Here is a 13,200-nt window from a genome sequence, read left to right as displayed (position 1 = left end):
CCCGCGTGCCTGGTCGCAAGCCTTGAGCCCAATGACTCCATCAAACTTATACTCCTTTCGGTTTAGAAGTTACATTTTCAGATCGCTCCATGCTGTTTGTAGGAGCGGCTTCCAGCCGCGACCGGCTCACATCGCGGCTGGAAGCCGCTCCTACAAAAACGAAGCTTTTCATCCTCAACAAGTATATCTCGTTCCAGCTGCAATCCGGTTATATGGCCTTGAGGCCATATTTTTTAATCCGGTACCGTAACTTGTGTGCCTGCATGTTGAGCATCCGTGCAGCTTCCAAAACATTCCCTCCGGTGCGGCGCAGCGCTTCCTGGATCAAATGCTTGATGGTTTCCTCGTAATCCAGGGTGACAGGGCATGAGGGCAGTTCCGGTGGAGCGGCCCCTTCCTGCGCTGCCTGCAGGAAAGTCAGATGGCGGGGCAACAGGGTCGTCCCGTTTTCCAGCAGGATGATCCGCTCGAGCAGATTTCTCAGCTCCCGTACATTGCCCGGCCACGCATATTCTTCCAGTGCCTTACGGGTATCAGGAAGGATTTTGGTGAATTTTTTGCCGTATTTTTTGTTGAAGAGGTCCATGAAGTATTCGGTGAGGGGGATGATATCCTCTACCCGCTCTCGGAGCGGGGGAATGTGGATGTTCACGACATTCAGCCGGAAATAGAGGTCCCTTCGAAATTGACCCTCCTCCACGGCCTTTTCCAGGTCGGTGTTCGTGGCGGCAATGATCCTGGCGGAAACGGTGTGGAGCTTATTTCCTCCCACCCGGTGGAATACCCGGTCTTCGAGGACTCCCAGCAGCTTCGACTGAGTCGAAAGCGCCAGGGACCCGATTTCATCCAGGAAAAGGGTCCCTCCCGCCGCCTCCTCGAAGCGGCCGACACGGCCGTCTCCTTTGGCACCCGTGAACGCGCCGCGATCATAGCCGAAAAGCTCGCTTTCAAAAAGGTCGTGGGTGATGGCGGTGCAATTGACAGGGACGAAAGGGCCGGGGAGCTCCGAAAAGCTGAAATGAATGGCGCGGGCCAGCACCCCCTTTCCCGTCCCGGTCTCGCCGGTGATGAGAACCGGAGTGTCGACATTGCGGCCCAACTTTCGTGCTGTCTCCACCATGGCTTCCATCTGTGGACTATTGCCGATCAGGTCGAGGCGATACTGTTCGATTTTGGGCTTCTGAATGCGGCGAATGGTGTCTTTCAGACCTCTTGTTTCCAGAGCGTTGCGCAGCGTCACCTTCAAGGCCTGAGCGTCGATGGGCTTTACCAGGTAGTCGTACGCTCCGAGCTTCAAAGCCTTCACGATAGTCTGGGCTTCTTCAACCGCCGTGACCATGATGATGAAGACGTTCGGATCGATGTTCTTGATGCGTTCGATCAGGTTGATGCCGTTTGCATCCGGAAGCCCGACGTCGAGGAGGACCACCTCAGGTTTATGGGCGTAAAGAAGGCTGAAGGCGTCCGCTCCCGTCTCTGCGATAGCCACTTCATATTCCCCTTCGAGAGTCATGCGAAGGGCGGTGAGAATACTCTTGTCGTCATCAACCACGAGCACGGTGGTTTCCGGCATTTCAGCCTCCTGCGGCGATTGGAGCCTGGCTGTGAAACATGGTCCCGCGATGGGCGGGCTATTGTAATCGGCTGAAGGTTCATTTCATTGAAAAACGGATCGATCTCTCTATCGGAAGTCGGGCTATTATAAACAAACTATATTTTGACAGTCCATGGCGAATGGGAACCGGAACGCCCTCTTCCCATAATTTTCTTCAGAGAATATCATTGTTATGGTTCTGCGACGGCATTGTGTGGTTCCCCTGGAGAGGCAGATATACTGTAGGGCGTCCAAATTGAATCTCGATTGTTTCCGGTTTTTTGACCCTCCAGAGCCCGGAGGGCTCACAGCTATTAGCCGGGGGTTGAGGCCTTAAGGCCGATACCCCCGGTTAAGAATGAAAAAGAAGGAAACGACCCTGGAGGGGTCGCAGAATGCCCTTGCTGGCACCCCTTCAGGGTGCATGATCATGCTACCAGCCTACCGGTGGTATCGCCTTTGCCGGCTCAACCACCGGCTAATGGCTGTGATCCCTCCGGGATCAGGAGGGCCAGGAACCGGGCAGGAAATTCGGGCGATTTTGCCCCTTTTTGGACGCCCCAGATATACTGCGAACGGTTCAAAACTTGACTTTTGTAGGAGCGGCTTCCAGCCGCGATTCTATTGAGAGCTGGCTATTTCCGTCGCGGCTGGAAGCCGCTCCTACAAAACTCAATGACTCAAGCTCTCACCCGTTTGGAGTATAATTATGTCGGAAGCTCTGGAGCTCATTTCTTGTAGAAGCGGGAAGAAAAAAGTTGCCGTTGCCAAGGCGTTGATATTGGTCATTTTCATCCTGGCGTCCATAGGGATCGTTCGTTTTACGCCAGTCCAGGAATACCTGACGGCCGAACTCCTCCGGCAATTCCTGGATGGTGCGGGCATCTGGGCCCCTGCCGTTTTCATTGTCATTTACGCTGTCGGGGTGAGTCTTTTCGTTCCCTCCATCCTCCTCACGGGGTTGGGTGCTGCCTTGTTCGGCCCGTACCAAGGGTTCCTATACGTGTGGATCGGCGCCATGATGGGTTCGAGCCTCGCTTTTTATATCGCTCGGACCCTGGGGAGGGACTTTGCGGCGTCCCTGGTGGGCGAAAGACTCAAAAAATACGATGACGCCATCGCGCGCAACGGCTTCGCCACCGTGCTCTATCTGCGGTTGGTTTACTTCCCCTTCACACCCATGAATTTTGGAATGGGACTCACGAAGGTACGCTTTGCGGAGTATTTCTTCGGAACGGGGCTCGGTATTCTTGTGGGGACGTTCATCTTCACGTTTTTCATCGGAACGTTCGCGGAGATCTGGGAGACGGGGGACTGGCAGCAGCTCAAATCCTTCAAGCTTTTTCTGGGGCTGGGGCTCTTCGTCCTTTCTTTGTTCATTCCTAAGGCGTTGAAGAAGATGAAAGGGGAGGATTGAAAGGTTTGTTTTTGCGGGAGCGGCTTCCAGCCGCGAGGCTTATTCGCGGCTGGAAGCCGCTCCTGCAAATGCAAAATATTCAATGATGTTCCTGGTGCCGGGACGTGTTTGAACGAGCCTGCCTCCACAGGGCGAGCAAAAAGCCCGCCCTGCGCGGCAGACCGGCTCTCGCCGGGGAGACTCAGGATACCTTGGGACCCGCGGCTTTGATGTTGTCGGCCAAACCTTCAGAGTATTTCTTGAAGTTGTCTATGAACATGCCGGCGAGCTTCTTCGCCTGTGCATCATAGGCTGCCGGATCGGGCCACGTGCTGCGGGGATCCAGCACTTCAGGGGGAACGTCCGGGCAGGCGGTGGGTACGGCGATGCCGAAACTGGGGTCGTCGCGCATGGGGACGTTGGCCAGCGTCCCATTGAGGACGGCACGCACCAGGGCGCGGGTGTGGCCGATGCTGATCCTTTTCCCCACACCATAGGGGCCGCCGCTCCAACCCGTGTTGATCATCCAGACATTGACATTGTGTTTGGCGATTTTATCCCCCAGCATCTGTGCATAGACACGCGGGAAAAGCGGCATGAAAGGCGCTCCGAAGCAGGTGCTGAAAGTTGCCTTGGGCTCCGTGATCCCTTTTTCCGTCCCGGCCACTTTCGCCGTATAACCCGACAGAAAATAATAAACTGCCTGTTCGGGAGTCAGCTTGGCGATGGGCGGCATGACCCCGAAGGCATCTGCCGTGAGCATGATGATGTTGTTGGGATGCCCTCCCATCTTTTGGCGGGTTGCAGAGCCGATGTGGCTGATGGGGTAGGATGCCCGGGTGTTTTCCGTCATCGTCTCGTCGTCCAGGTCGATGCGCCCCGTCAGACTGTCGTAGCCGACATTTTCGAGAATGGTTCCGAAGCGGCGTGTCGTCTGATAGATTTCAGGTTCTGCTTCGGGTGAGAGTCGGATCACCTTTGCATAACACCCGCCTTCAAGGTTGAAAACGCCATGGTCACTCCAGCCGTGCTCGTCGTCCCCGATGAGCACGCGGGAGATATCCGTGGAAAGGGTCGTTTTCCCAGTGCCAGAAAGGCCGAAGAAAATGGCCACGCTTCCGTCGGAGCCCATGTTGGCGGAACAATGCATGCTGAGAACATTCTGCTGGGGCAGAAGGTAGTTGAGGATGGTGAAAACGGACTTCTTGAGCTCGCCCGCATAGTGGGTTCCGCCAATCAGGGCAAGGCGCTCCTGGAAGTGAATCACGATGAAGATTTCCGAGCGTGTTCCGTCCACTTCGGGAATCGCGTGGAAATTGGGAGCATGGAAGACGGTGAACTGGGGAACATGCTTCTCCAGTTGTTCCGGGGTTGCCTGGATGAACATATTGCGTGCAAACAGATTGTGCCAAGCCGTCTCGGTGATGACGCGGATGGGGACCTGGTAGTCGGGATCCGCTCCCGCAAAACAGTCCTGGACAAAAAGATCCTTGCACTGCCAGTAGGCCAGGAGGCGCTGCCGCAGCGTGTTGAATTTTTCCGGTTCCATCACCTGGTTGACCTCTCCCCACCAGATCTTTCCCTCATTTGCCGGGTCGCGGACAATGAATTTATCATTGGGGGCTCGTCCGGTGTACTGGCCCGTGCGAACCACCAGGGGGCCCAGGTGAGAGAGGCGGCCTTCACGCCGACGGATGGCCTGCTCGTAAAGCATGGGGGTTGGAAGGTTCCAATAGATGTCGCCGGGATTCCGAATGCCGTGGTTTTCCAAGCCATAGGGACTGCGGGGAGTGGTAGGGCTGTTCATGGTGAACCTTCCTTTCTATTTGATCCAGATGCGATGTTTGGACTGATTGAACTCGAGATCCTCAGTCGTGAAAACTCTGAAGAGATGATTCAGCACGGCTGTCTTTGCTTTTCACCTTTATACATCTTGTAATTGATACTGTCTACAAGAGCTTGCCAGCTGGCTTCGATTATGTCGTGGGATACTCCGACAGTCCCCCAGTGATCCGTCGTGTCGCGGGATTCGATGAGCACTCGGACCTTGGCGGCTGTCCCGTCCCGCCCCGGGAGCACGCGGACTTTGTAGTCGGCCAGCTCCATGTCCTTGAGCTCGGGATAGAATTTCTCCAGGGCTTTGCGCAGGGCGTTGTCCAGAGCATTGACAGGTCCCTGTCCCAGGGCTGCCGTGTGCTCCATGTGTCCCCCCACCTTCACGAGGATGGTCGCTTCCGCCACGGGCTCACTGTCTTCGTCCAGCTTCTGGTCGATGACCCGGAAGCCCACCAGCTCGAAGTAGCGTTTGCTCTTGCCCATGGCCCGGTTGACGAGGATTTCGAAGCTGGCCTCCGCCGCTTCGAACTGGAATCCCTGGTTCTCCAGGTCCTTCAGCTCCTCCAGCACCTGCATGGCCACGGGATCGGACTTGTCCAGGCGCAGGCCGTAGTCCTCCGCCTTCCGCTTGATGGTGGCCCTTCCCGAAAGGTCCGAGACCAGGATGCGGCGCTTGTTCCCCACCAGCTCGGGCTTTATGTGCTCATAGGTCAGGGGATTCCGCTCCACGGCGCTGATGTGCACGCCTCCCTTGTGGGCGAAAGCGCTGCGCCCCACGTAGGGCTGATAGCGGTTGGGAGGGATGTTGGCCAGCTCCAGGATGAAACGGCTCACGGCGCGCAGCTTGGCCAGGTTATCCGGCGAAAGGCACGGAAGGTTCATCTTCAGGCAGATGTTGGGGATGATGGAGCAGAGGTTGGCGTTCCCGCAGCGTTCTCCCACGCCGTTGATGGTTCCTTGAACATGGCCCGCTCCCATTTCCACAGCCGTGAGGGAATTGGCCACGGCCAGCTCACCGTCGTTGTGGGCGTGGATGCCGAACTGGATGCCGGGGTGCCGCTCCTTCACCACCTGGATGATTTCCCGCAGCGTGCTGGGGAGGTTGCCGCCGTTGGTGTCACAAAGAATGAGGCAATCGGCCCCCGCCTCCCGAGCTTTTTCCAGGGTTCTGAGGGCATATTCCCGGTCCGCCTTGAATCCGTCGAAGAAATGCTCGGCATCGTAGAAAAGCGTTTTGACGTGCGGCCGCAGATAGGCCAGGCTGTCATGAATGAGCTGCAGATTGTGCTCCATGGTGGTGTGAAGAGCTTCCTTCACATGCACCGTCCAGCTCTTTCCAAACACCGTAACGACAGGAGTTTTCGCGGCCAGCAGTGCCGCCAGGTTCTCATCGGCCCGGGCCGTTTTGCTGGGATGGTGAGTGGCTCCGAAGGCGGCAATCTGGGTCTGCTTCAGCTGGTATTTCCTGATTTCTTCAAAAAAACCCACGTCCTTGGGATTGGACCCCGGCCAGCCTCCCTCCACGTAGTGGATGCCCAGATCGTCCAGTTTCAGGGCGATCCGGATCTTGTCCTCCAGGGAGAGGGAAAAGTCTTCCGCCTGGGTGCCGTCTCGGAGCGTCGTGTCGTAGATTTTTACTTCTTGCATGAAGAAAGCCTTTGAGTAACCATTTTTGATGGGGGTCATGCCTGCCGATGGCTCAAGCGCCCTCTGCCCGGGGAGGGCAATGCTGTTTCTCTTAACTAACTTTCGTCATTCCGGCGAAAGCCGGAATCCAGGAACATAAAGACTTTCTGGACCCCGGTTTCCACCGGGGTGACGTTAAGTCAGCACTATTGCCCGGGGAGGGAGAGGGCGCCGAAAATCCGATTGGTTTGCCGGGAGATCCGCGGAAAAGAAGAAGCGATAGAGCCCGATGTGTAGAGAAAACCGTCGGCGAAAGCGAAACCCACGCAGATCAAGGCGTCTGGGCTGCCCTACTTCTCTTCCTGTATTTCGACCCGCTCGTTGGGGGCCTTGTCCAACTGGAAGGCGTCATGCAGCACCCTCACGGCCAGCTCGGTGTATTTTTCGTCGATGATGCAGGAGATTTTGATTTCAGAGGTGCTGATCATCTTCAGATTGATGTTCTCCCGCGCCAGGGTTTCGAACATCTTGCTGGCTACACCGCTGTGGCTCCGCATTCCAAGGCCGATGACGGAGATCTTGGCGATGTGGGGATTGCTGTGCACCTGGCCTGCGTCCATTTCCCTGGCAACCTGCTCGGCAATCTTGATGGTCTTGTCGTAGTCGGTCTTCGGGACGGTGAAGGAGATGTTGGCGCGTCCCGGTATGGAGCCGCTTCCCTGGACGATGAGGTCCAGATTCACCCTGGCGTCGGATATGGCCTTGAACACTCTGGCCGCCATGCCGGGCGCGTCGGGAACGTTGGTGATGGTAATGCGCGCCTCATTCTTACTGTAGGTGATTCCGGAAACCACCACCTTTTCCATTTCTGCATCCTCCTTGGTGACGAGCGTGCCCGGTGCGTCGGTGAAAGAAGAGAGTACCATGATGGGAACATGGTACTTCATGCCAAATTCCACAGAGCGCAGATGGAGCACCTTGGCTCCCATACTGGCCATTTCCAGCATTTCGATATAGCTGATTTTTTCAAGCTTCCGCGCTTTGGAATACACGTTGGGGTCCGTCGTAAAAACCCCTTCCACGTCCGTGTAGATTTCACAGATATCGGCCCCCAGCGCCGCTGCCAGGGCCACAGCCGTCGTGTCGGAGCCTCCGCGGCCGAGGGTCGTGATGTTGCCCTCGTCGTCGTAGCCCTGGAAGCCCGCCACGACCACGATCTTTCCCTCGTGGATCTTTTCCATGATGGGGAGTGTTTCAATCCAGTTGATGCGGGCGCTGCTATAGCTTCGATTGGTGATGATTCCCGCCTGGTAGCCCGTCATGGAAATGGCGTCCAGCCCCACGTCCTTCAAGGCCATGGCGAGAAGGGCGATGGTCATCTGCTCCCCCGTGGCCAGCAGCACATCCATCTCCCTGGCGTCCGGTTTCGGGCTGATTTCGCGTCCCAGGGCAATCAGGCGATCCGTGTCTCCTGACCTCGCTGAAAGGACCACCACCAGGTCATCGCCGGCTCTCTTGCGTTGCGCCACCCGTTGGGCCACCGCCTTGATGCGTTCGGGATTCGCAACGGATGTTCCGCCATATTTCTGTACAACAAGCGCCATGGTTCTGTAGACCTCCCTTGCTCCGACCTCGCGTTTTCCGGCAGATCCCTGCACCATCGGTCCTCGGCTGGAGCGGAAGTGGTGTGAACAGGTGGAAGCTCCGTAACACCCTGCCGGCGGCAATGGGAAGCGAGTCGAAAGATCCTGCCGAAGCAGGCCTTTTCGCACCCTCGACTTGCACCCTTTCCGACGGAAGATGCGAGAATTTCGGAGCTTTCCATGAATACTATCCAAGAATTAGGTAAACAAGCTAAATAACATAAATGCAGGTCGATTGATACAGAATTTTTCATCATGGAGAAGAGGCGGCAGGCCGGTTACGGGGTGCTGAGAATGTGCAGGAGAGGGCGGAAAAGCCCGGACGTGCTGTCAGCACTCCCTGGCGTACAGCACATCCATTTCGATGACGATCCCGCCCTTCCCCCTGTTGAGGTGGAGGGGGGCCACCAGGCGGTAGCCGAAGCCCTGCAGGAGCGCGTGCATGGTGTCGAAAAGGGGCTGCCCCTGGTACAGCCTGACGAGGGCCATCTCGCAGAGAACGAAATCGACCCGGCTCAGGAATGCTCCAGATCCCTGGAGAACTTCCCGCTCCATGCCCTGGACGTCCATCTTGAGCAGGAGCGGTCCCGTAACGCTCAATCTCTCGCTCAGCTCCTCCAGCCGAAAAACATCCACCGTCAGACACGATGTTTTCCTTTCTCGATAGCGGGGGTGATCGTTGGCTGCATCGATGGGCAGGGAGGAGCTCAGCCTGGAGTAGTGATTCCGGTAGAAGGGAATATGCCCGGTACTCTCCCCCAGGGCGCAGTTGAAGCATTGGACGTTTTTCATCCGCCTGCTGTTTTCCACCAGCTCCGGATAGAGGTCCGGAAGGGGCTCGAAGGAGTGAATCCGTGAGGCGGGAAAATGAAAATGGGCCGCCAGGGCAAACTGGCCGATGTTTGCTCCCACGTCCAGGATGGTGCCCAAAGCGGGTTGGTGGCATCGCAGAGCCTGGACCAGCCGGAAGCAGCGGGCCGAAAAAGCCCTCGACCGGAAAAATTCTCTCAGGATTGTAGGAGATTGCAGGATCGCCAGGGCGTTGAGGGTCTTTTCGATGGATGAATCCAAGGGGGGACTGCTCCTTCTTCTTTGATTGTTCTTGAAGTTACGGGTTTCAGCCTCTATGGTTGATGCGGCAAGAATGCGGCTGGAGGTTTGAAAATTTCGTTATTCACAAAGGAGACGTTTCGATGGACGGTGCGGCAGAAAGCAAAGCTTCGAGAAAACAAATCGCCATTCGGTTGTTGTACACCTTTCTTTATCTCATCATCTTCGAGCTGCTGAAGGTGGTGGTGCAGGTGACGGTGCTCTTCCAGTTCATCTATCTGCTGGTGACCCGGGAGTACAGCGAGCCCCTCAAGAATTTCTCCAACAAGGTGGCGACGTACGCATACAAGCTCATCCGCTATATGACCCTCAATGACAATGAGCGTCCCTTTCCCCTCCGCGATTTTCCCAAGGAAATGGAATCAGCGAGCAACGAGGTACGCTTTGAATAGTCCCGGGGGGCGAGTATAATTCCCCCCAGATTTTGGACAGCAGGTTAAGCTTATGACCGAGGTTCAAAATGGACATTTTTTGTCTGGGGTGAATACCGATGCAACGGAAAAAGCATGACGCAGCATTGAAAGGCAGAGTGGCCTTGGAGATGGTGAAGGGCCAGAGGACGGTCAACGAGATTGCGGCCGACTACGGGGTGCATCCGAATCTGATCACGAAGTGGAAAAGGCAACTCCTAGACGGTGTGCCCGGAATCTTTTCCTCAAGAGCCGCTCTGGATGTACAGGGTAAAGAAACGGAAAGACTCATTGCCTCTCTGTACCAGAAGATCGGGCAGCTGGAGGTGGAAAGAGAGTGGTTGAAAAAAAAATCTTTACAGTTCGGTGGCAAATAGAAGGGATCTTATTGAGCCGGCGCACCCGAAGCTGAGTATCGCAAGGCAGTGTGAGCTTTTGGGTATCTCCCGATCCGGCTACTACTATGAGCCGGCAACGGAGAGCCCGTTCAATCTTATGCTGATGCGCCTCATCGACGAGGAGTACACCCGGTTCCCGTTCTATGGATCTCCCCGCATGACAGCCTGGCTGCGCCGGGAAGGTTATGCGATCAATCACAAGCGCATCGAGCGCCTGATGAGGGAGATGGGTATCGAGGGACTGCATCCGAAGAGGAATCTGAGCAAGAGCAACGATGAGCACAGGAAGTACCCCTATCTGCTTTCCGGTCTCAAGGTGGAGCGGCCCGATCAGGTCTGGAGCTCGGATATCACCTATATTCGGTTGGCAAAAGGCTTTGTCTACCTGGTGGCGGTAATGGACTGGTACTCACGGTTCGTCTTTTCCTGGGAGATATCGAATACGCTCGATACCCACTTTTGCATGGAGGCTCTGGAGAGAGCCCTCGCAAAGGGAAGGCCGGAGATCTTCAACACGGATCAGGGGGCTCAGTTCACAAGCTCCTCCTTTATCTCCAGGCTCTCCGGGGAGAAGATCCGGATCAGCATGGACGGCAGAGGCAGGGCTTTTGACAACATCTTCATCGAAAGGCTGTGGAGATCGGTCAAATACGAAGAGGTATACCTCAAGGATTATGAGACGGTTATGGATGCAGTCACAGGGATCGGCAGCTACCTTGATCTTTACAACCGAGAAAGACTGCACCAGTCCCTTGGCTATCACACACCCGCTGAGGTCTACTTCAGTGTCAACCTGAACTGATAGTGGGGGGGCTCTGCCCCCCTGATCCCCCCGGAGTTTAACGCTTTGAGGGGAATCAAAAGGGGCAGGGGAAAAGAAAGGCATGACCCTATGGTCCTGCCCCTCCGTCATCCCACCCACCTCGGCGCTCGGGTTGCTCTCCAGCAGAGCCCTATCCTCCGGGTGGGCAGCTCAATCATAACTCAGTCTGGAAGGGCTGTTTAGAGGAGGTGAAAAAAAGCTTAGATCGGCCCATTTTTTGTCTAGACTTTGGGGGGAAGCATAACCCGACAGACTTCTAAACCTGCTTGCTGCCGCTTACGGCGAATCGTGGAGCAATGACAAGCTCTCCGAGCTGCTCAACCAGGCCGATCACGCAGGAAAGACCCTGGAAACCTGGCTCCGAGATAAGTTCTTCACCCAGCACTGCACCATATTTCATCACCGCCCCTTCATCTGGCATATCTGGGACGGCTTACGGGACGGCTTTGCAGCATTGGTGAACTACCACAAGCTTGACCGCAAGAACCTTGAAACCCTCATCTACACTTACCTTGGGGATTGGATCAGTCGCCAAAAGCAGGATATCAGCGATGGAGTAGATGGTGCAGAAGAGAAGGTGTCTGCTGCCGAGCACCTGAAGAAGCGGTTGGAAATGATTCTTGAAGGTGAAGCACCCTACGATATCTTCGTTCGCTGGAAGCCCATCGAGAAGCAACCCATCGGCTGGGACCCCGATCTCAACGACGGTGCCCGTATCAACATTCGTCCGTTCCTTTCTGTGCCCGATGTTGGCAAGAGAGGGGCTGGTGTGCTCCGGGATAAACCCAATATCAACTGGAACAAGGATAGAGGTAAAGACGTGCCATCTGCTCCATGGTATCATCTCTTTAATGGAGATCGTATCAACGACCACCATCTAACTATCGAAGAGAAACTCGCAGCCCGAAAGCGCAAGGGAGTTTTATGATGCTGAGAAGACTCTACGCAAACAATTATCGTTGTCTCGTTAACTTCGAAATGAAATTCAATAAGTTGACTCTTCTAGTGGGACCAAATGGCGGCGGCAAGTCCACTTTGTTTGATTTGTTGTTCGGGATTCGTCACCTGATCGTGGACAACGCCAAGGTCAACGAAGTATTTACTCCGGAAGACCTTACGGCTTGGATCAACCAGACCGACCAGGCCTTTGAACTCGATGTGCAGGGGGCAGATGGCTTGTTTTCCTACAAATTGGTCATCTCGCACAATCCCAACATAAAAAAACAGAAGATCGCTCTCGAACATCTACTCTTCGATGGCAAACCGTTGTTCGAGTTCAAGCAAGGCGAGGTGCAGCTTTACCATGACGATCATAAGCCAGGGCCAAAATATAACTTCGACTGGAGCGTTTCGGCTCTTGCCACCATTGTTGAGAGGCCGGACAATAAGAAATTGACATGGTTCAAAGAATGGGTGGAGATGCTGTTTATCGTCAGTCTCCAGCCAAAGAAAATGACCTCGGAAACTAAAGAAGAATCTGCCTGGCTCAATCGCGATGGCACTAACTTCGCTTCATGGTACAGGTACATTTCTCAGGAACGCCAGGACAAGATCTTCCAGCTGACGCAGCAATTGCGAGATGTCATCCCTGGATTCCATGCTTTCAAGCTGGAGCAGGCTGGGAAGCATAGGATTCTGAAGGTAGGGTTCAGCACTGCGGATGAGAGTTCCACCCCAATCTACTTCGACTTTGAACAACTCTCCGACGGCCAGCGTGTCATAATTGTCCTTTACTCGCTCCTGCTCAGCTTGCAGGATCTGGGACATACGGTCTTCATTGACGAGCCGGAGAACTACGTCTCGTTGCCTGAAATCCAACCTTGGCTCATGGAGCTTAACGATACGTGCGGAGATGGCTTCCCCCAGGCCGTGGTCATCAGTCACCACCCCGAATTGATCGATTACCTTGGCCCGGAATATGGCAAGTGGATCGAGCGGGATGCTCTTGGCCCAACGCGTGTGAAGGAACTGCGAAATCAGATGGAAGAGGGTATGAAACTTTCTATGCAGATCGCCAGGGGGTGGACGAAATGACAACACGCCGCGTGAAAATCGTTCTACTCTGCGAGGATTCTCAACATGAAGCCTTCGCCAGACGGTTTCTTAAAGGAATGGGTTGGAATACGAGGGAGCTACGGGTCGAGAAAAGCCCTTCAGCGAGTGGTTCTGCGGAACAGTGGGTGAGAGAGACCTTTCCGAGTGAACTTGAGACATATCGTAGACGAAAAACACGAGCGGCTTCTGCTCTGATCGCGATGATAGACGCGGATTCCACGGATGTACAGTCTAGGATCAAAGGATTCGAGGATGCTTGTAGTTCGCGACAGATACCATTTCGGGCCGCTGACGAAGCCGTGGCGATCG

At 55.2% G+C, this 13,200-nt stretch carries 9 protein-coding genes and 1 pseudogene; 5 read left to right on the top strand and 5 right to left on the bottom strand.

Going from position 1 to position 13,200, the window contains the following annotated elements:
- Nucleotides 1-208 precede the first annotated feature (208 nt).
- Nucleotides 209-1,573, bottom strand: a complete 1,365-nt coding sequence (locus tag MWC30_RS15525; RefSeq protein WP_244085108.1) for a sigma-54 dependent transcriptional regulator — start codon at nt 1,571-1,573, stop codon at nt 209-211.
- 730 nt (nt 1,574-2,303) lie between these two features.
- Between MWC30_RS15525 and MWC30_RS15520 the strand changes: the two genes are divergently transcribed.
- Entirely contained in the window at nt 2,304-3,011 is a 708-nt protein-coding gene (locus MWC30_RS15520) for a TVP38/TMEM64 family protein (protein ID WP_244085107.1), read from the top strand.
- Between the two features lie 181 nt (nt 3,012-3,192).
- On the opposite strand, the gene pckA is transcribed toward MWC30_RS15520, so the two are convergent.
- The 4 genes from pckA to MWC30_RS15500 all read right to left on the bottom strand — a co-directional run bounded on the left by pckA (nt 3,193) and on the right by MWC30_RS15500 (nt 9,166).
- Nucleotides 3,193-4,797, bottom strand: a complete 1,605-nt coding sequence (gene pckA / locus MWC30_RS15515; protein WP_244085106.1) for a phosphoenolpyruvate carboxykinase (ATP) — start codon at nt 4,795-4,797, stop codon at nt 3,193-3,195.
- Nucleotides 4,798-4,886: 89 nt separating this feature from the next.
- On the bottom strand, nt 4,887-6,473 hold the full coding sequence (gene cimA / locus MWC30_RS15510) for a citramalate synthase (protein ID WP_244085105.1): 1,587 nt from the start codon (nt 6,471-6,473) through the stop codon (nt 4,887-4,889).
- A 329-nt stretch (nt 6,474-6,802) separates the two neighbouring features.
- Nucleotides 6,803-8,056 carry an aspartate kinase gene (locus MWC30_RS15505; protein ID WP_244085104.1) on the bottom strand — a complete coding sequence of 418 codons (1,254 nt, stop codon included), beginning with the start codon at nt 8,054-8,056 and terminating at the stop codon, nt 6,803-6,805.
- Nucleotides 8,057-8,425: 369 nt separating this feature from the next.
- Nucleotides 8,426-9,166 carry an FkbM family methyltransferase gene (locus MWC30_RS15500; protein WP_244085103.1) on the bottom strand — a complete coding sequence of 247 codons (741 nt, stop codon included), beginning with the start codon at nt 9,164-9,166 and terminating at the stop codon, nt 8,426-8,428.
- Nucleotides 9,167-9,288: 122 nt separating this feature from the next.
- Here MWC30_RS15500 and MWC30_RS15495 point away from each other — a divergent pair, with 122 nt between their 5' ends.
- From MWC30_RS15495 to MWC30_RS15475, 4 genes and pseudogenes are all read left to right on the top strand, one after another.
- Nucleotides 9,289-9,597 carry a DUF4389 domain-containing protein gene (locus tag MWC30_RS15495; RefSeq protein ID WP_244085102.1) on the top strand — a complete coding sequence of 103 codons (309 nt, stop codon included), beginning with the start codon at nt 9,289-9,291 and terminating at the stop codon, nt 9,595-9,597.
- Nucleotides 9,598-9,689: 92 nt separating this feature from the next.
- A protein-coding gene (locus MWC30_RS15490; RefSeq protein ID WP_244085133.1) for an IS3 family transposase occupies nt 9,690-10,815 on the top strand; the annotation gives its coding sequence in 2 pieces (ribosomal slippage) (nt 9,690-9,970 and nt 9,969-10,815; 1,128 coding nt in all).
- 268 nt (nt 10,816-11,083) lie between these two features.
- Nucleotides 11,084-11,764: pseudogene (locus tag MWC30_RS15480) on the top strand (SAM-dependent DNA methyltransferase); the annotation flags it as partial.
- Nucleotides 11,761-12,870: an AAA family ATPase gene (locus MWC30_RS15475; protein ID WP_244085099.1), complete on the top strand. Its 1,110-nt coding sequence runs from the start codon at nt 11,761-11,763 to the stop codon at nt 12,868-12,870. The pseudogene MWC30_RS15480 and the gene MWC30_RS15475, both read left to right, overlap by 4 nt.
- Nucleotides 12,871-13,200: the final 330 nt, after the last annotated feature.

The sequence above is a fragment of the Desulforhabdus sp. TSK genome (assembly GCF_022836495.1).
Lineage (GTDB): Bacteria > Desulfobacterota > Syntrophobacteria > Syntrophobacterales > Syntrophobacteraceae > Desulforhabdus.
The sequence above is the reverse complement of the archived record's forward strand: the minus strand, read 5'-3'. Positions and strand labels throughout refer to the sequence as shown.